Genomic DNA, 18,216 nt, shown 5'->3' on the forward strand with positions numbered 1-18,216 from the left:
TCAAACCCTCATTTCCTCGTACAGCCAGATGGCGATCGCTCCTCCCGTGCAAATCCTTGTAACTCTCTTCTGGTAAGCTTTCATGATTCGCGGATGAGTCTAATGATAACTTAGACCAAAACTTGTCCCTTGCAGAAATTGCGGCGATCGTCCAGATAAGTCCGCATTATTTTCCTAGCTTGTTTAAGCAATCAATGGGAATAGCACCTCACCAATATGTCACTAAATGCCGAGTTGAAAAAGCAAAGTATTTACTTGGAAACTCCGCCAAGAATTAGCAGAAGTTGTAGGAGATCAAGCTTTGAACTTGGGACACCTCAAGCAACTTAATCAAATGACTTATTTTTTGAAAGAAATAGAACGACTTTACAACCCCGCAGGTGTAGTACTGTTTCGGGGAGTTGTAAAAGAAATTGAATATGCAGGTTACTGCATTCCTCCTGGTTGGGTAGTGATTGTTGCTCAAGGATTAACACATCGCATGAGCGAGATTTATACTAACCCACAAAGTTTTTATCCAGAACGCTTTGCCCCTCCCCACGAAGAAGATAAAAAAGACTCCTTTGCTTTAATTGGTTTTGGTGGTGGCGAACATATATGCATTGGAATAGAGTTTGCGAAGATGGAAATGAAGATTTTTTTAGCAACGTTACTGCAACGATATGATTGGAAAGTGACACCAGAATATGAACCTAACAACTATTATCAACTACCGTTTCAAAGAGAAGGAAAATTACAGGCGCAAGTCAGCAAACCCGCCCTGAAGACCTAAACTCAACATCATACAAATTCTGTATGAAGATGCGCCAAACTAGATGAGGAACGAACCGCAAAAAAGAAGCAGCCCGGTCTTGGGGAGCCAGTGCGTTGGGCGGCTCCGCCGACTTGAAGCACCTGGTGTCGGCTTCGCCGACTTGAAGCATCTGGCGTGGTCTCCCCCATGAGCGACTACCGTCGCAAAGGACACAAAGAAGAAAGAAAATTTAGCGCAGCCTCACAAAGAAATGGTATCACCCTGTATCCGTTGCTAACCTACTCACTCAGTTTTTTTATTTGTGAAGCACAAATTGCTCCAGATCGTGAAACTGCCCTTTGAAGAAGCCATACTGTTTCAGTACACCCTGACTGTGAAAACCTAACTTTTCTAGCAACTTTTTAGAAGCTATGTTGTCCAACATGACTTGGGCAACAACGAAACGCAAACCCATTTTCTTAAACCCAAATTGCAAGATAGTACTCACCGCCTCAGTCATGATGCCTTGTCTCCAAAAAGTACTGGCAAGCTCATAACCGACTTCAGCAGCGTGTTCTTGTGGGTTCCACGTAAACCCACAAGAACCAATCAAAACGTTATCTTGTTTACGGGCAATTCCCCAACGAATTCCATCTCCTCGCTCAAACCGCTTGGCTCTACGTTCAATGAGAGCGATCGCTTCTGTAATAGAAGTGAAAGTATCGAGATCATGAAACTTAGTCACGCCTGGATCAGAGAGGACAGCAAAGATTGCCTCAGCATCGTGCAACGTTGTCTCACGAAAAAAGAGCCTTTCTGTTTCTAATTGAGGAAAGGAAGATAGTGAAAAATCGTTGCTCATGCGACCGATGATCTGGGATTAGAGTTAATTTAGTACAGCATTTCCGAAATTCGTAGCTTTTTTAAACGCAGAGGGACGCTGAAGGGCGCTGAGTTTTGCCAATTTTAATTTGCTATGAACTTATGAAATTCTGTACTTAGCGATCGCCATAGTGACAAGACAATTCAAAAGGCTCAAGGCTGAATAGTCTTCGCCGACTGGTTAAATAACAAATCTCGTAACTTATCTGGATCTAGGGCTTGAGTTTTGAATGCTTCTGCTTTTTCGTAGGCGCGAATTGTTGCCGGACGAGCCTTAATTGTCTCAAACCAGCGCTTGAGGTGAGGAAAATCCTCTAGATTCTGACTTTGGAGTTCATGGGGCACAATCCAGGGATAGGCAGCAATATCGGCGATGGAATAATCACCAGCCACAAATTCTCTATCTGCTAGTTGCTTATTCAGCACTGCATATAAGCGTCCCGTCTCATTCACGTAGCGGTTAATGGCATATTCAATCTTTTCGGGAGCATAGACGCTAAAGTGATGATTTTGTCCCGCCATTGGCCCCAGTCCTGCCATTTGCCAGAACAACCATTCTAAAACTTGAGTGCGATTACGTAAATCTTGGGGGATTAATTTCCCGGTTTTTTCTGCCAAATATAGCAAGATTGCACCAGACTCAAAGATGGAAACCGGCGCACCTCCATCAGCTGGTTCACGGTCAACGATCGCGGGCATACGATTGTTAGGAGAAATCTTCAGAAATTCGGGCTTAAATTGATCCCCTGCCGCAATATTCACCGGAATTATGGTATATGGTAAGCTGACTTCTTCCAAGAAAATCGTAATTTTATGACCGTTTGGGGTTGCCCAATAATAGAGTTCAATCATGGTTATTTATCCTTATATTGAGGGTTGGAATTTAAACGCAAAGAATGCAGAGGTTTGGCTACGAATTACCAATTACGAATTAGATTGCGGTGATTTGGCGATCGCTGCCCAAACTCTGTGGTGAATCTGAAGAATTGGTGTGGGATATTTTGCTTCGAGTAATGTTGTCAATTCTTGGTCAAATATTTCTACTTTTTCTGGTGTCAAACTGGCTCCCACACCAGCACTAGCACGAATTCGTCCGCGCCAATCTTCGTGTGTATAAGATACAAATACATCGTAAGAAAATGTGCGAATTTCTCGGAATCCGCCTTCGCCAATGTCTTGTAACCACAGGGGATGCAATCCATTACCGCCGTCCAGATTCCAGACCGGATTATGAGCTTTAATCAGTTGTTCTGTGGCTTCCACTACATTACCTTTTAAGGGTATCCAATCAAAATGAGCGATCGCAAGCAAGCCATTTCCTCTCAATATCCGAGTAATTTCCTGGACGACACGCGGACGGTTAAACCAATGCCAACACTGTCCAGCTGTTACCACATCCGCACTTGCGTCTGGTAACTCGCTATTCTCGGCAGTTGCGACTCGATAATCTACTTTCAGTTGGATAGATTCGCTTAACAGTCTTGCTTGTTCTAAAAGTGATGCTGATGGGTCTATACCAATTACATAAGCACCTCTATCGGCAAAGCCCCGCGCTAGTGTTCCTGTTCCTGTACCAAGGTCAACAATGTTCTGCCCTGGTAAACCTATACCATATTCAGACAGTTTGTTAAATAATGAACTCGGAAAGCCAGCGCGGTGTTTTGCATAATCACTAGCAGTTGCACCAAAATCAATTCTCATACCTGCAAAAGTACTTTTCTAACAATTGTCAAGGCTAGAAGTTCTCTACCCACGGACGTAGTTCTACTTCCCATGTCCAAGCACTTCGCGGTTGGCGGAGAATACTAAGGTAAGTTAGAGCGATCGCATCGGGGTCAAGGGTACTATCTGGTTTATCTGCTGGATCTTGGCGGTCTGCTGAACGGATTCCACCATCAATCACGAAATGCGCCACATGGATGTTTTTTGGTGCTAATTCTCTAGCAATACTCTGAGCCAAACCGCGCAGTGCAAATTTACCCATTGCAAAGGGAGCAGACAGAGGATAACCCTTAACACTCGCTGAGGCTCCAGTAAAAAATATAGCACCGCCGCCAAGCTGCAAAAATCTTTTAGTAGCAGCTTGGGCTACGAGAAAGCCACCATAGGCAGTTACATCTAAGGTTTTTGCCACTTCACCAGGGTCTAGATCAACAAGAGGCCCCCGCACCCGGAAACTGGGATTGTAAATGACAATATTCGGGGAACCGACTTTATTATCAACATCAATAAATAACTGTTTTACTTCATCTGGCTTTGAAACATCAGCAGCGAAACTAATTGCGCCAATTTCACTGCTCAATTGAGTGAGTTTTTCAATTTGCCGAGCTGCTAAAACTACGGTGAATCCTTCTTTGGCAAATAGGCGAGCTAAAGAAGCGCTCAGTCCACTACCTGCACCGACAATTAAAGCTGTTGTTGCCATAAATTTAATTCTCCTTGTTAGAAATTTTTACCCAGTTCATAAGTTTCCGACAGCATTTGTTCTCGGTCTGCTTGCGAAATATGTGGCACACCATAAAAGGGCTTATAGATAATGTTTTGAATGCCACAGAACTGTAAAGTACCTTCCATCATGGTGTGTCGGAATACATCCTTATCAGTGCCGATGTGTGTAAACATTGCTTCTGTGCCGCCAGTGGTCTGAAAGATGATGGCTTTTTTGTGCATGAGTAAGCCTTTGATACCATCGGCATCTGTATCAAAGGCAAAGCCTTGTAAAAACACCCGATCAATCCAGCCTTTGAGAATAGCTGGACGGTCATACCACCAAATTGGGTAAATGAAAATAAGTCCCTCAGCCCAGAGAATATCTTGTTGTTCTTTTAAGATATCATCTGGCGTTTTTCCGTTGGCAATTTGCTCGAAATCTTCGGCATCAAGGGTAATTTTTAAAGATAAAGTATAAAGATCCTTAATTTTGGGAGTATGACCGGCTTGTTTGAGTCCAGTTACCACAGAGTCAAGGATGGCGTGATTAAAACTATTGGGATTTGGATGGGCATAAACGATTAAGACATTCATCTTACATACTAAGGATTGAGTGTGATTGAAGATAACTCGGAATTGCCCTTAGTGGGACTTTGACCAATTTGCAGTACACAAACTGCGGCAATCAAACAGAGAACACCTGATAAAATAAACGCTTGTAAATAACTACCCGTCCAAGTTCTTAACACCCCGGCTCCGAATGCTGCTGTGGCTGCACCGAGCTGATGTCCTGCGACAATCCAACCGAACATTACGCCGACATTTTCTTTACCGAAGACGTTGGCAACAAGACGTACTGTAGGTGGTACGGTGGCAATCCAATCAAGTCCATAGAAGATGGCGAAAATGGAAAGTCCATAGAAGGAAAAGTTGAAACTGAAGGGTAAGAAAATCAAAGATAAACCCCGCAGCCCGTAGTACCAACATAATAAGTAGCGATTGTTCCAGCGGTCAGATAGCCAACCAGACATAGTAGTTCCAAAAAAATCGAATAGTCCCATGATTGCCAAAAGACCCGCAGCTTTGACTTCAGGGATACCGTGGTCAATACAAGCAGGAATCAGATGAGTACCAATTAAGCCATTTGTGCTAGCACCGCAGATAAAAAAGCTACCAAATAACAGCCAGAAATCGCGCTTACGTATTCCCAGCCAGAGGGCGTTGAGGGTAGAGGTGATAGAATTCACTTTCGGCTTGAAAACTTCCACAGTTTCGCTGTTGTCGCCAAAGGGTCGCAAACCGACATCCGCCGCGCGATCGCGCATAAAGACCGCGATCGCTGGAATAATTAGAAGTGCTGCACCACTAAGAGCTAGAGCCGCAATTCGCCACCCAAAGCGATCGGCTACTGAGGCCAGCAAGGGCAGAAACACTAGTTGCCCCGTGGCTGTACTGGCAGTTAAGATGCCCAGAACTAAACCCCGCTTTTCCAAAAACCAGCGATTGACGACAATAGCACCCAAAACCAGGGCAATAACTCCGCTACCACAACCGACAACTACACCCCACAGCAAGACTAGCTGCCAGGATGCTGACATCAAAGTGGTTAAACCGACACCGAGAGCAATGACAGCAAGTGAGAACACCATCATCCGGCGAATGCCGACCCGCTCCATAACTGTGGCGGCAAAAGGGCCAATCAGTCCGTAAAGTACTAAGTTAATGGAGATTGCCAAAGATATAGTTGCTCTACTCCAGCCGAACTCCTGTTCGAGAGGTACTATAAAAACTCCTGGAGCAGAGCGAATTCCGGCCGCTACCAGCAAGGCTAGGAATGTTAAGCCTGCGACGAGCCAGCCATAGTGGAGCGAACGACGTGCTAGGAAGGAGGCTAAGGACATGGTTGGGGAGTGGGGAGTGGGGGGAGCAGGGGGAACAGGGGGAACAGGGGAGTGGAGTTCAAAGACTCATCGGTGAGTATTAAAGACTCATTAACGGAGTTCAAAGACTCATTAACGGAGTTCAAAGACTCATTAACGGAGTTCAAAGACTCATCGGTGAGTATTAAAGACTCGTCAGCGAGTATCAAAGACTCATTCACGAGTATCAAAGACTTATCGGCGAGTATCAAAGACTCATTAACAGAGTTCAAAGACTCATTCACGAGCATCAAAGACTCGTCAGCGAGTATCAAAGACTCATTCACGAGTATAAAAGACTCATCGGCGAGTATCAAAGACTCATCACCTATTCCCCATTCCCCATTTAGGAAAAGTTACCCTGTATAAGGATTACCAATTCTGTCTACAGAGACGTTGGAGGAGAATGGTAAACGACCTGGATTTAAGCGTGGTTCTGCTGCATAGCCAACAGGAATTAAAACAGCGATCGCTAAATCTGGATTATCCCCAGCACCAATTACTTCCTTTACCTGATCCTCAATCCAACCGTTCATAAAACAAGTGGACAATCCCAAACTTTCTGCTGCTAACACCAAATGAGTAGCGGCAATGATGGCATCTTTGATCGCATATTCGCGCCGTTTGTCGCCTAGTCCAGCGTGAAATTGTGGGATGGCGCTTTTAAAGTAGTTTACCGTGCCTTCATTCCATGCCCCAGTTTTAGTTGCCTGCTCAAAAATTGGGGTTAAGTCTCCTTCGCCGACGTTAGGATCAGCAGCAAAGACAAAGGTTACAGGTGCTTGGATAATTTGTTGTTGATTAAAAGATGCTGCTGATAGTGCTGCCTTTTGCGCTTCATCTTGCACAAGAATAATTTGCCAGTCCTGGATATTATAGCTGCTGGGTGCAGCCACGGTTAACTCTACCAGCTGCTTGAGTAGTTCTGGGGCGATGGGATCTATTTTAAAAGTTTTGATTGAACGGCGTTTAGTGATCGCACTGGGTACATCTAAAGGTTGAGTTTGAGTAATAGAAATCATGAGATTCTCCTGATAGTTGAGTTATGAAAGGATTTCAGATTTTACTCTGTTGAGAGTGATTAAGAGTGTTAAAGAGTAGGGCAATGTAATGTGTTCCTCTCTAATTGGCAATGTTAACCGGGTTAGAGATGTGCTCGTGGATAATGCGCCATTGTCCCTCTCGCTTCTCCCATACAAGCGTCGCATGAGCCGTAATTTTAACCGCCTCATTCGTTATAGTGGCTGCTGTACTCTCAAAAATCAGAGCCGAGACGGTAATGTTATCACCTGTAAATATCTGAATATCCCCAACTGATTTAACTTGCCACTGTGCTAGTGCTGTCATGAAGGGCTTCCATATCTCCTGATATGATTGCCATCCTTTAATTCGAGTGGTCTGCGGTGAGAGGGTATCGAAAGCGAGCAATTGTTCATCTTGCCAGTAGAGATTGTCTAGAACAGAAAAATCAAATGGTTTGTCGCCTGCACTAAACGCAGCTAGCCAATCGTTAACCCGTTGTGTGATTTCCGCTTCTTCTAAAGTATCTTTCATAGTTCACAACCAATTTACACAACCATTTTGTTGTATCTTGAAAAAATCTCAAACTCCTCAGTTTGATTTGATACTTTAGAGTGCGGAAAGTGGGTTTTAATTATTCAGATAACAAGAATTAGGCATTGACCGCCTGCTCGTTAGCAGCTGACCAAAATGGATAGTCTGTATATCCGTGTTCATCGCCACCATAAAAGCTTGCTTGATTTGCTTGATTTAGTGGTGCATTCAAAGCCAAGCGCCGGGGTAAATCTGGATTTGATATAAATAATGTGCCAAAAGCTACTAAATCTGCTGCTTTGTTTGCCAGTACCGCATCGCCTTTTTCACGGGTATAGCCACCATTGACGATGAGTGTACCTGTAAAGCGATCGCGTATATGACTGGTAGGTACAATTATCGCGCCATGTCTGATATCTGCCTCTATTGCCTCAAAAATATGCAGATATGCCAAATTGAACTGGTTTAACGCTTGAGCTGCATAACCGAATGTCTCCAGGGGATTCGAGTCATGCATATCGTTATAAGCCCCACTAGGAGATAAACGTACCCCAACTCGGTTAGAATCCCACACACTGGTTATTGCCTCTGTCACCTCTAACAGGAATCGGGCGCGATTCTCAATCGAACCCCCATATTTATCTGTACGTTGATTGGTGCGATCGCGGAGAAACTGATCTATTAAATAACCATTAGCTGCGTGAATTTCCACCCCATCAAACCCAGCCGCTAGGGCATTTGCCGCTCCCTGACGGTACTGTTCAATTATCTGCGGTATTTCCGAAATTTCTAAAGCACGGGGAGTAACAAAGGGTTTTGGCCCCTCATAAGTTGAGGCTTCACCTTTAGCAGCAATGGCAGAAGGTGCCACAGGTAAAGCTCCATTCGGTTGTAAATCAGGATGGGAAATCCTGCCTACGTGCCATAGTTGCAGAAAAATTCTCCCTCCATGCTGATGCACAGGATCGGTTACTAACTTCCATCCCTCCACCTGTTCTGGTGAATGAATTCCTGGTGTAGCAGGATAGCCCTGTCCTTCAGGAGTTACCTGTGTTGCTTCAGCAATAATCAATCCGGCGGAAGCACGTTGCACGTAGTAAGTAGCATTCAGTTGGTGTGGTACGTTTCCCTCACCTGCCCTGTTTCGGGTTAAGGGAGCCATTACTATCCGGTTAGGTAGTTCCAGATTCCCTAATTGGTAAGGAGAGAATAAGTTGATATCAGTAGTCATTGGTTGTATCTCCAAATTATTTTGGGCATTGGGCATTGGGCATTGGGCATTGGGCATTGGGCATTGGGCATTGGGCCCCTGCTCCCCCTACTCCAGTCCCATGCAAAGCGTATTAACTAAACAATCGATCGAATAACGCCACCATCTACCCGCAAAGCCGCACCATTAGTTGCTGATGCTACGGGACTAGAAAGGTAAACTATGATCGCTGCTACTTCTTCATTAGTTGCAAAGCGTTTAATTAGGGAAGTTGGACGCACATTTTGGAAAAACTCACCCTCAACTTCAGAGGGACTAATACCGCGTTCTTGCGCCAACTTGGTAATAAAGTCTTCAACTCCTTCTGAGCGCGTTGGCCCTGGTAGGACGGAGTTTACTGTGACTCCAGTCCCGACAGTGATTTCTGCTAGACCTCGTGCAATGGCAAGTTGCGCTGTCTTCGTTGTGCCGTAGTGAATCATTTCCACTGGTATCTGAATGGCAGATTCACTGGAGATAAAAATTATCCGCCCCCAGTTTTGCTCTAGCTGCTTTTGCAGATATTGCCGACTCAAACGGACTCCACTGAGGACGTTAACCTCAAATATCTTTAACCAGTCTTCATCAGTAATCTCAAAGAAGGTTTTTGGCTCATAAATACCTACATTGTTTATCAGGATATCAACGTGAGGAACTTTTTGAACGAGTTGCTCTACTCCTGATGCAGTGCCTGCGTCAGCAACAACACCAGAAACTTTCGCGTCGGGTGTAGTTTGCTTAATTTTAGCGATCGCTTCAGCTACTCGTTCTTCAGACCGACCGTTGACAATCACTGATGCACCCTCTTGAGCTAGCCCAAGGGCGATCGCAAAACCAATACCTGCGGTTGAGCCACTAACCAACGCGGATTTACCATACAATTTCAAGTCCATTTCGCTCTTTCCCCCTTAGTTGAAACAGAATTTAGAAATTGGGAGTAGGTACAGACGCGATTAATCGCGTCTGTACTGGGAGTGAGGAATGGGTCATTGGTGATTGGGCACAAGAAACTGAGGGGGAAGGGGAAGGGTCGAGAGGAGAGGAATTTTCCTCTTGCTCCCTGCTCCCTGCTCCCCTACTCCCTACCCCCTACTCCCTACCCCCTACTCCCCTTTCACTTAAATTAAAGATACTGTGCTAAGGTCTTATTCAAGGTGGTTTTTGGCACTGCCCCTACGACAGTATCGACCTGCCGACCTCCCTTAAAAACCATCAGCGTCGGGATGCTACGAATTCCATAATGGCTAGCCACAGTAGGATTTTGATCTGTGTTCAGCTTCACAAATTTCACTTGTCCTTCGTATTCAGCAGCAACTTCATCGACGACTGGGCCCACCATCCGACAAGGACCGCACCACGGTGCCCAAAAGTCTACTAAGACCGGAATTTCACTTTCTAAGACTTCTTGCTTGAATGTGGCTTCTGTGACATTTGTAATGGATGACATAAAATTGCCTTCCTAATTAATTCTATAATTCGATAATATCGAATAATAAAAATATATGCCACCTGATGAGATAATGCAAGTATGAGATTTCTTTATCATCCAGAGCGAAAAAATATTTCTTTACCGGGAGTGCTGTATGCCTTGGGCGACCCAGTGCGGCTAGAGATTGTGCGGCTGCTGGCGACTGAGGGGGAACAATGCTGTGCCAGATTTGATTTTGCGATCGCTAAGTCTACCATGTCTAATCACTTCAAGATTTTGCGCCAGTCGGGGATAGTCTTGACACGGAAATCCGGGACACATCACATTAACATACTCCGGCGTGAAGATTTACAGGTGCTGTTTCCAGGGTTGCTGGATGCGGTATTGAAAGCCGCTCAACCATTGCCTATTGAACCCGCCAGTACTAAACAAACAGCTTCAATAATTTAGGAGCATTGGGCATAGGGCATGACCTGTTTAAAAATCTTCTGGTTTTTCATTTTGTGTTTCTAAGTCACCAAAGATATCATGTTGTTCTCGAAAAACCCTTGAAGTATGAGATAAACCTAAATCTATAGAGAGTAAATCAATACCGTCGATAATTTTGGGTATCTGAGCTTGATCAACTTGCAGACCGAGAAAACATTTCTCCCTGTAATCTGGTTTTCCCTGAAAGAGTTTGATCGCTCTTTTTAAAGGACGTATAACCTCACAGGCTTTTTCTGCCTTCTCAATTACTGCTTGAGGGATTGGAGATTGCAACCTGAAAATTGCTAGATCAATAAAATCTTTTGCCTCAACGCTGTCATCTGCATAACGGTCAGAATTTGACAGCAGCTTAGAGGTAAAGCAGTCATTAAAGACCTAATTTTTCAGTAAATTTTTCGGCATCCGGCGCTGGATGGCTTTAAAGTAGGGGTGCTGACGTTATACATATTTTTAGATCAGGCCAAATTAATGAAAGACTTACAAGAAATATTAGCGATCGCTCGTGAGGTAGGTTGGGGGGCAGCAGATATACTGCGATCGTATTACCACGGCACTGCAAAAGACCCTAACTTAGAAGTGCAATATAAAGAGAATGAACCTGTGACTGTTGCCGATATAGCTGTAAGTCAATACATTTTGGAGAGGTTACAAGCAGCTTTAGGTAACGAAGATTTTGCTTACATTAGTGAAGAAACTTACCAATCACTAAATAATAGTACACAGCCTTCCAACCCTTGGGTATGGATCATTGACCCTTTGGATGGCACACGAGACTTTATCAAAAAAACTGGGGATTATGCGGTTCACATAGCTTTAGTCAAGGAAACACGGCCAGTGTTGGCAGTGGTGGCACTACCAGAGACAGAAAAGTTATATTACGCTACCAAAGGTGGTGGTACATTTGTAGAAACCTGTGATGGATCTGTTCCTTTACAAGTCTCGTCAGGTAAACGAGTTGAGGATTTAACCTTAGTCGTTAGTCGCTCTCACCGCAACCAACGGTTAGATTACTTACTACAAAACTTACCGTGTCAAAATCAGAAAGCTGTGGGTAGTGTCGGCTGCAAAATCGCCGCCATTGTCGAGCAACAGGCAGATATCTATATTTCTCTTTCCGGTAAGTCTGCGCCCAAAGATTGGGATATAGCAGCCCCAGAACTGATTTTAACAGAAGGTGGTGGTAAGTTTACCCACTTCGATGGTACTCCATTGCAGTATAACACCGGTGATATCAATCAATGGGGAGGTTTGCTGGCTAGTAACGGTGAATATCACCAAGTGCTGTGTCAGGAAGCAGAAAGGATTTTAGCGCAGTTTGACCACAGCTAATGGGGCATTTGAGGATGAATATTTTTTAATTTGCTTTTAAAACACTCGGTCATAGTATAGTTACTGATACTACCAATAATAATCTTTACCGCTTAGTTCCGAGCTGAATTTTCAAACCACTAACTGCCTGGGCGATCGCTACTTAATTCCGATTTACTGTTAAAAGTGTAACTTTTATCGTACAAGCAACAAAAGCCTCTCATTGGCAGGTTTGCAAACGTGCCCTAAAGGTTACATTTGTCAATAAAATTCATTATTCAGACGATATTCAAAGGCTGAAGGCTGTGCTAAACTCATGGACATAAAGATTATTTTCGGTTGAGTAACTCGTTTTGATTTCTAAAAAGTGTCTCTCCGAATTTAACTCTCTACACTCCTTGAATTCGGAGATTTCTATGTCAATTTACGTCGGAAACCTGTCCTATCAGGTTACAGAAGAGGACCTAAAGCAGGCTTTTGCAGAATACGGAACAGTGAATCGTGTTCAACTACCCACAGATCGGGAAACAGGCCGGCCGCGTGGGTTCGCTTTTGTGGAAATGGAAACAGACACACAAGAACAAGCTGCCATTGATGCACTTGATGGTGCTGAGTGGATGGGACGTGATTTGAAAGTAAACAAAGCTAAACCTCGTGAGGAAAGAAGCAGTTCCCCTCGTGGTAGCTGGGGTGGCGGTAATGCCCGCCGCAATAATAATCGCTACTAAGTCAATTCCTGAAGATTTCACATTTAGAGTCTCCAGCAGATAAAGCCAAAGGCTCCACTCTGCTGGAATATTTTATTTTGTATCTAACCTTGAACTATTCATCCACGGGAGCAACGCGAAAAAGTGAGATCGGGGTTTAGTTCTCAATTACACCTCTATATTCTCAACAAAACTTGGTTTTTTAGTTGCGATCGCATCCTGAAACAAGCTATATACGTCCCAGGTTTCAGCACCTCACAAAATCGCGTTGCTCCCTCATCCACATAAAGGAGGAATGAGAATGACACAAGTAGTTTTAGGGGAGAATGAAGGTATTGAATCAGCCTTGCGAAGATTTAAGCGGGAAGTTTCTAAAGCCGGAATTTTCCAAGATATGAGAAAAAAGCGTCACTTCGAGACGCAGATAGAAAAAGAGAAGCGTAAAGCGATTGCTAGGCACAAGCAACGTCGTCAACAACATTCTCGCTTCAGTTAATAAGTCCAAGCAAATTTGCCCTTCGATTTGACTGATCTCTTGACTTTGCGTACTTTGCGGTTCGTTTGATAAATATTAAATGTATCTTCAGAAAAAATTGTATTATAAGTTACAAGTTTGGATTTCTAACCCTGAGTTAAATTAATAGCCAAGCAGCCAAAACAGAGCAAATATCACGTTGCTTCAATGCCAACGCTTTGCTTAACTCTCTTGTATTCATAATCATATCTGCATTTAGCAGTAGTTTATTCCGGTTCAATAACTTAGGCATTAATGACCAATGCTAGAGGCAGGATTGTTTCTAGCTTTTTAAGATTAATACTGATGAGGTACTTTAAAAGGTTAAATAAGTCTCTTGAATACCATCGAGAACTAAGCTGACTGCGATCTGAGCCACTTATAACGGGCTAATAATCCAGTGCTTCAGATGATGTCGCTAGTGATGTCTACGACGGGCTACGCCTACGCGCCCAATTGGATGGAAATTAACTAGCCAGACTTAGGTTGTACTTTTGCTGTGGTCTTTTTTGGAGGAGTTTGTGAATCAGAAAATATCGAGAAGAGAGTTTGCTATGCTAGCAGGCTCAGGGGTGGTAGCGATCGCCTTAGGTAGCCCACTTTTGGCAAAGTCAGCAGGGGCTGTATCCACACCTGATGCCCAGATGAAAGCCGTGTTAGATGAACTTGCCTCTTTTAACGCACCGCCCATTGAGAAATTGTCGCCCATGAATGCTCGCAACAACCCGACTGTGGCAGATGCAGTCATAGGCGTGCTTGCCAAACGTCGCAAACCTGCGGTGGAAATGGTCGGGGATGTCAATCATCAACTTATACCAGGGCCGGGGGGCGATCTTCTAGCACGTATTTATCTACCAAATGGAAAGGGGCCCTTCCCTGTGCTGGTCTACTTCCATGGTGGCGGCTGGGTAATCGCCAATTTAGATACCTATGATTCATCGTGCCGCGCTTTGACTAATGCAGCTAACTGTATAGTTGTATCTGTCGCGTATCGCCAAGCCCCAGAACATAAGTTTCCCGCAGCGGCGGAAGATGCTTATGCTGCAACTCAATGGGTTATAGCGAATGCTGCCCGAATTAACGGCGACCCCAAGCAGGTTGCAGTTGGCGGCGAGAGCGCAGGTGGCAACTTGGCAGCTGTCACCTGCTTAATGGCACGCGATAGAGCGGGTAAGATGCCTGTGCATCAGATTCTAATCTATCCTGTTACCAATTACGCCTTTGACACACCCTCCTACCAGGAGAATGCCAACGCCAAACCGCTCAACAAAGCGATGATGATGTGGTTCTGGAGGCAATATCTAAACAGTGGATCTGATGGGAGTAATCCCTATGCTTCACCACTGCGAACAGAAAACCTGCGCGATCTGCCACCTGCGACCGTGATTACGGCAGAAATTGACCCACTGCGTAGTGAAGGAGAAGCCTATGCCAAGCGTTTGCGTGAGGCGGGTTCCCCTGTAAAGGCAATCAACTATAACGGCGTGACTCATGAATTCTTTGGCACTGGAGCAGTGGTAGATAAGGCGAAGCAGGCGGTTAAAGAAGCGGCAGGGGGACTGCGCTCTGGATTTATGGGTAATACTAGTAGAGCGACTAATGAAAAATCCTGAGTACCGAGTGCGATAATTTTATCAGTGCGAGCGCTCAACATCGCCATTGTATGAGATATCAAAAGTAAATGGTGTCTGCATAGCCACTTGCTTGACTTTGTGAACGGTAACTAATCCTAAATGGGACAGAAGCAGGATAAACTTAACTTCTGTCCTTTCCATTTTTACAGCCGACAATATATATTCTTATTTAGAGAAGTTTATTGAGATCAAGTTAAATAGCCGTGTGTTTAATGCACCTCTGTGCGCCCCTACCTTTTACCTGATTCCACAAATAAGCGCTATAGTTTGTTGAGTTTCATTTGCGAAACTCGCAGCAATATAAATGTATTCTTCCTCTATAGGAATCCGATTTGATTTATGAAAAAATCTAAATATGTGTAGAGTATGTTATTGCCTAGCATAACCACCCTACGTATATTTCAAAAATCAAATATGAATCCTATATACCCATAAAGTATTGTAGATATCATTATGATAATTCATAATTACTAATTCGTAATTATGAATTATTACACCATAGCTAAAAATAGGGGCTTAAAATGAGAAATATAAATTATTTTTCTCCATCAATTAATTGCAGGGCATCAGACCTGAATTAATTATGAATTACCTTGGCGAGTCCTCGTACTCCTGCAAAGAAACAAGCTACACGTAGCGTCTTGTAGAGAACGTTACTACGAATTACGAATTATTTGCTCAGTCTGCAATCCTTGCCTCTGGATTTTTAATAAAATGTTACGACTTTATCATTTATTACTAGGTTCTATTTTGGTGGTGTTAATACCGGTGGGAGCGAAATTTCTTCTCCCCCAATTTTCTCCACCGAAAGTGGTAGAATCGCCTGCTGTTACAAAACTTCCCAACCCTAATCAGGAAAATATCTGGCAGAAAATCCTGGGAAATGCTCCTGCTCCAACTAACTGGCAAGTTATTGCTTGTAAGGGAAATGTGGCTCTGTTGTGTGTCTCCTCCAAAGGGGAACTTTTGGGTACAGTTGAGATTAACGTTTACCCATTAGCAAACAATGACGATTTCCAAAAGAAACTCGTAGCAGCTGGTATTCCACCTGGTTCCCAAGTGGACTACCAGAGTTCCGAATACCAAACCCAGATATTACCAGCACTCAGGGCTTGGGTTGCAGACCAGTATGCTACTTTTGTGAAAGACCGTCAGGGTGAATATGGAAAACAGATTCTTTTCTCAGACTATCCACCCCAACCAGTACCCATTGGTAAGCTTCAAGGAATCCGCTATGGGTTCGCCGGACTCAAGCAACAAGGTGGAGTACAAGAGCAACATATCGGTCATGTTGCTTTTGATGGCACTAAACTTTACGTAATTACCACCGCTTTTGACCCAGGTACGCAAACAGGTAAGTTTGAGAAACTGGAAAACTTGGCTATTTTTCAACCTTACTTAGATGCGATCGCATCTGATCTGCGTTTACCCTAATTGGTATGGGCATTGGGCATTGGGCATTGGGCATTGGGCATTGGGCATTGCATTGGGCATTGGTTATTTTCCCCCACTCCCCACTCCCCACTCCCCACTCCCAATCAACCTAAATCTCAGCCACCGCCCGTTCAATCAAGCGACGTGCTAAAGTTTGCGTGCCGGTGTGTTCGTAATAATTCGTTGCTACATCTAGGAACGCCGCGAGGTAGTCCAACTTGTCATCGGCAATATCGACAAAACTTTGCAAGTTGCCAACTATCTTTTGTGGCGTTAAATTATTGGCGTTGACTAACCCACTCATCCAACCTTTAACTGAGTCAAAGCTTTCGCCGATAAAGGCGAGTTTACTATCAGCATTGTTCCCTGGAATCACATCTTTGATGTTTTGGAAAGTCGAGTTTTTTTCTAACTCCTGTGGATTTGTTTGATTAATCCCAGATATTGCTTTGCTGATGAAGTCTGGCCCCAAAGGGATCAAACCATCAACACAAACTAATGCCACCATACGGATGAGCGACTCACCACTATACTCACCTAAAGAGGCGACAAAATCCCCAATACTGTCTCCAGGAATGCCGTTAATTTGGCAGAAAGCTACTAACTCAGCCACTAATTTTAATGTCAGATCGATGGTTTGGGCTTTGTCAGGTTTGGGAGTGACAGAGTTTAAAAAACCCAACAAAGGAATTTTCTCGCCAACTTTGTTAGCTAAAGCTGCTGCACCAATCGCTCTATCAGTACCATCAACGGTTTGATATAACCACAAGGCTGTTTGGTATCCTTGAGATTTGTCGTTGAATAGATAAATCGCTCTTTCGCCAATTTGCTGAATTAAATCTTCGTCGTCTTCGCCAGTGACGGTCTTAATGGTGTTGACAAAGCCGACGGTATTTTGCCACTGGCCTGGAGCAACAAAATCGAGGGAATTCAACATAGAAATGGTCAAGCCGCTAGTTGGCAATTGATCAACCAACTCAACAATTGATTTGCTCACAAAAATCTCCTTATTTAAGTTTTGTTATCTAAATGTTCGTAGTGCAAATTATTTCAGTTTAGCCAAACCATTCAGATTAAACTTCTCTAGCCAATCTGCGCGATCGCTAGCTTTAAATGACGGATCGCGGGAAAGTGCTTTTACTTGGTACTTGCCTACCAAAATTGCAGTTTGGGTCTTACCTACTTCTACTGCGGGATAACCGCCAATTTTTTTGGTGCTTTTCGAGAACTTTGCTGCACTAGGTGTGCTGCTAGTATCAGTAATAGACAGCAATGCTACTTCTTTACCACCTTTTTTTAACTTCGCTTCCGCAAAGCCTTGTTTCTCTTGGGTATAGACGCGCTGGTAGCCATCACCGGTATCAGGGAAAAGTTTATTAAATTCGCTACCCTGAGTTGCGGTCTTAGTCACCGCTAGACCCTTTTTTTGTTGAGTGCTTTCTTTTTGTGCCTGGTCAAAACGTCCAGGTGCTTTTGGAGTACAGGCTGTTGTAAGTAGTACCACTGACAGCAACAAAGCAGCTACTACCCTACGCCCACGGTGTAAACTCATTCTTGGCTTCTCCTTATACTTGAGCTTTGAGGCAATTATCTGCGCTGCTAGCAATTTTTACCCGTAAAATTTACTTTTTGATCATTATTACCTAAATTCTGAACTATAGGGAACTAGTTTTGATACAACACCCATCAATATTTTTGCACTTCAAAAAAGTTAGGACTTACGCACGAGTTACGGAATAACGAACCGCAGAGGCGCAGAGTACACGGAGAGAAGTCGGAGCGGCGGCTTCCGCCGATCTGAACTTCGGTGGAAATCAGAGTTTCAGAGATATTTTGCGTAAGTCATAAAAGTGTCCAGTGCCATGCTTAACGTACCAATTAAGTAGGTCAACTTAATTAAATATAAGATAGAGATACTCTTCCCGTTGTATGTC

At 43.9% G+C, this 18,216-nt stretch carries 23 protein-coding genes; 8 read left to right on the forward strand and 15 right to left on the reverse strand.

All coding sequences use genetic code 11. The annotated features are described in order from the left end of the window. The first annotated feature begins 122 nt into the window (after positions 1 to 122). Together PUQ00_RS27295 and PUQ00_RS27300 are read left to right on the forward strand one after the other, a co-directional pair. The gene (locus PUQ00_RS27295; protein WP_366145975.1) at positions 123 to 278 is read left to right on the forward strand and encodes an AraC family transcriptional regulator; all 156 of its coding nucleotides are present in this window, start codon (positions 123 to 125) and stop codon (positions 276 to 278) included. A gap of 29 nt (positions 279 to 307) precedes the next feature. Beyond that, complete coding sequence (locus tag PUQ00_RS27300; protein WP_300422556.1) at positions 308 to 772, forward strand: cytochrome P450; 465 nt, start codon at positions 308 to 310, stop codon at positions 770 to 772. An 8-nt stretch (positions 773 to 780) separates the two neighbouring features. Here PUQ00_RS27300 and PUQ00_RS27305 read toward each other — a convergent pair whose 3' ends face one another. The 12 genes from PUQ00_RS27305 to trxA form a co-directional block, all read right to left on the reverse strand. Continuing rightward, entirely contained in the window at positions 781 to 942 is a 162-nt protein-coding gene (locus PUQ00_RS27305) for a hypothetical protein (protein WP_300422522.1), read from the reverse strand. A gap of 107 nt (positions 943 to 1,049) precedes the next feature. Next, on the reverse strand, positions 1,050 to 1,595 hold the full coding sequence (locus PUQ00_RS27310) for a GNAT family protein (RefSeq protein ID WP_300422524.1): 546 nt from the start codon (positions 1,593 to 1,595) through the stop codon (positions 1,050 to 1,052). 173 nt (positions 1,596 to 1,768) lie between these two features. Further along, complete coding sequence (locus PUQ00_RS27315) at positions 1,769 to 2,467, reverse strand: glutathione binding-like protein (protein WP_300422526.1); 699 nt, start codon at positions 2,465 to 2,467, stop codon at positions 1,769 to 1,771. 72 nt (positions 2,468 to 2,539) lie between these two features. After that, a complete protein-coding gene (locus PUQ00_RS27320) occupies positions 2,540 to 3,316 on the reverse strand; it encodes a class I SAM-dependent methyltransferase (RefSeq protein ID WP_300422528.1) in 777 nt (258 codons plus the stop codon). A gap of 34 nt (positions 3,317 to 3,350) precedes the next feature. Beyond that, on the reverse strand, positions 3,351 to 4,040 hold the full coding sequence (locus PUQ00_RS27325; protein WP_300422530.1) for an SDR family NAD(P)-dependent oxidoreductase: 690 nt from the start codon (positions 4,038 to 4,040) through the stop codon (positions 3,351 to 3,353). 17 nt (positions 4,041 to 4,057) lie between these two features. Further along, entirely contained in the window at positions 4,058 to 4,639 is a 582-nt protein-coding gene (locus PUQ00_RS27330) for an NAD(P)H-dependent oxidoreductase (RefSeq protein WP_300422532.1), read from the reverse strand. A gap of 8 nt (positions 4,640 to 4,647) precedes the next feature. Further along, positions 4,648 to 5,946, reverse strand: a complete 1,299-nt coding sequence (locus PUQ00_RS27335) for an MFS transporter (protein ID WP_300422533.1) — start codon at positions 5,944 to 5,946, stop codon at positions 4,648 to 4,650. Between the two features lie 374 nt (positions 5,947 to 6,320). Continuing rightward, positions 6,321 to 6,986: a nitroreductase family protein gene (locus PUQ00_RS27340; protein ID WP_300422535.1), complete on the reverse strand. Its 666-nt coding sequence runs from the start codon at positions 6,984 to 6,986 to the stop codon at positions 6,321 to 6,323. 100 nt (positions 6,987 to 7,086) lie between these two features. Continuing rightward, complete coding sequence (locus PUQ00_RS27345; RefSeq protein WP_300422536.1) at positions 7,087 to 7,518, reverse strand: nuclear transport factor 2 family protein; 432 nt, start codon at positions 7,516 to 7,518, stop codon at positions 7,087 to 7,089. Positions 7,519 to 7,636: 118 nt separating this feature from the next. Then, complete coding sequence (locus tag PUQ00_RS27350; protein WP_300422558.1) at positions 7,637 to 8,749, reverse strand: alkene reductase; 1,113 nt, start codon at positions 8,747 to 8,749, stop codon at positions 7,637 to 7,639. A 116-nt stretch (positions 8,750 to 8,865) separates the two neighbouring features. Beyond that, the gene (locus tag PUQ00_RS27355) at positions 8,866 to 9,660 is read right to left on the reverse strand and encodes an SDR family NAD(P)-dependent oxidoreductase (RefSeq protein WP_300422538.1); all 795 of its coding nucleotides are present in this window, start codon (positions 9,658 to 9,660) and stop codon (positions 8,866 to 8,868) included. A gap of 230 nt (positions 9,661 to 9,890) precedes the next feature. Next, positions 9,891 to 10,214 carry a thioredoxin gene (gene trxA / locus PUQ00_RS27360; protein ID WP_300422539.1) on the reverse strand — a complete coding sequence of 108 codons (324 nt, stop codon included), beginning with the start codon at positions 10,212 to 10,214 and terminating at the stop codon, positions 9,891 to 9,893. Between the two features lie 81 nt (positions 10,215 to 10,295). Between trxA and PUQ00_RS27365 the strand changes: the two genes are divergently transcribed. Beyond that, positions 10,296 to 10,646, forward strand: coding sequence for a helix-turn-helix transcriptional regulator (locus PUQ00_RS27365; protein ID WP_300422540.1), 351 nt, complete (start codon positions 10,296 to 10,298; stop codon positions 10,644 to 10,646). A gap of 27 nt (positions 10,647 to 10,673) precedes the next feature. On the opposite strand, the gene PUQ00_RS27370 is transcribed toward PUQ00_RS27365, so the two are convergent. Further along, positions 10,674 to 10,958: a hypothetical protein gene (locus tag PUQ00_RS27370; RefSeq protein ID WP_300422542.1), complete on the reverse strand. Its 285-nt coding sequence runs from the start codon at positions 10,956 to 10,958 to the stop codon at positions 10,674 to 10,676. Positions 10,959 to 11,153: 195 nt separating this feature from the next. Between PUQ00_RS27370 and PUQ00_RS27375 the strand changes: the two genes are divergently transcribed. From PUQ00_RS27375 to PUQ00_RS27395, 5 genes are all read left to right on the forward strand, one after another. Continuing rightward, complete coding sequence (locus PUQ00_RS27375; protein WP_300422544.1) at positions 11,154 to 12,014, forward strand: 3'(2'),5'-bisphosphate nucleotidase CysQ; 861 nt, start codon at positions 11,154 to 11,156, stop codon at positions 12,012 to 12,014. Positions 12,015 to 12,409: 395 nt separating this feature from the next. Then, positions 12,410 to 12,721: an RNA-binding protein gene (locus PUQ00_RS27380; protein WP_300422546.1), complete on the forward strand. Its 312-nt coding sequence runs from the start codon at positions 12,410 to 12,412 to the stop codon at positions 12,719 to 12,721. A gap of 280 nt (positions 12,722 to 13,001) precedes the next feature. Beyond that, on the forward strand, positions 13,002 to 13,196 hold the full coding sequence (gene rpsU / locus PUQ00_RS27385) for a 30S ribosomal protein S21 (RefSeq protein ID WP_300422547.1): 195 nt from the start codon (positions 13,002 to 13,004) through the stop codon (positions 13,194 to 13,196). 572 nt (positions 13,197 to 13,768) lie between these two features. Next, positions 13,769 to 14,827, forward strand: a complete 1,059-nt coding sequence (locus PUQ00_RS27390; protein ID WP_300422549.1) for an alpha/beta hydrolase — start codon at positions 13,769 to 13,771, stop codon at positions 14,825 to 14,827. Positions 14,828 to 15,562: 735 nt separating this feature from the next. After that, on the forward strand, positions 15,563 to 16,282 hold the full coding sequence (locus PUQ00_RS27395; protein ID WP_300422550.1) for a hypothetical protein: 720 nt from the start codon (positions 15,563 to 15,565) through the stop codon (positions 16,280 to 16,282). A gap of 109 nt (positions 16,283 to 16,391) precedes the next feature. On the opposite strand, the gene PUQ00_RS27400 is transcribed toward PUQ00_RS27395, so the two are convergent. Continuing rightward, a complete protein-coding gene (locus PUQ00_RS27400; RefSeq protein WP_300422552.1) occupies positions 16,392 to 17,279 on the reverse strand; it encodes a hypothetical protein in 888 nt (295 codons plus the stop codon). Between the two features lie 48 nt (positions 17,280 to 17,327). Next, entirely contained in the window at positions 17,328 to 17,834 is a 507-nt protein-coding gene (locus tag PUQ00_RS27405; RefSeq protein WP_300422554.1) for a hypothetical protein, read from the reverse strand. Between the last annotated feature and the right edge of the window lie 382 nt (positions 17,835 to 18,216).

The sequence above is a fragment of the Nostoc sp. S13 genome, from assembly GCF_029379315.1.
Taxonomy (GTDB): Bacteria; Cyanobacteriota; Cyanobacteriia; order Cyanobacteriales; family Nostocaceae; genus Nostoc.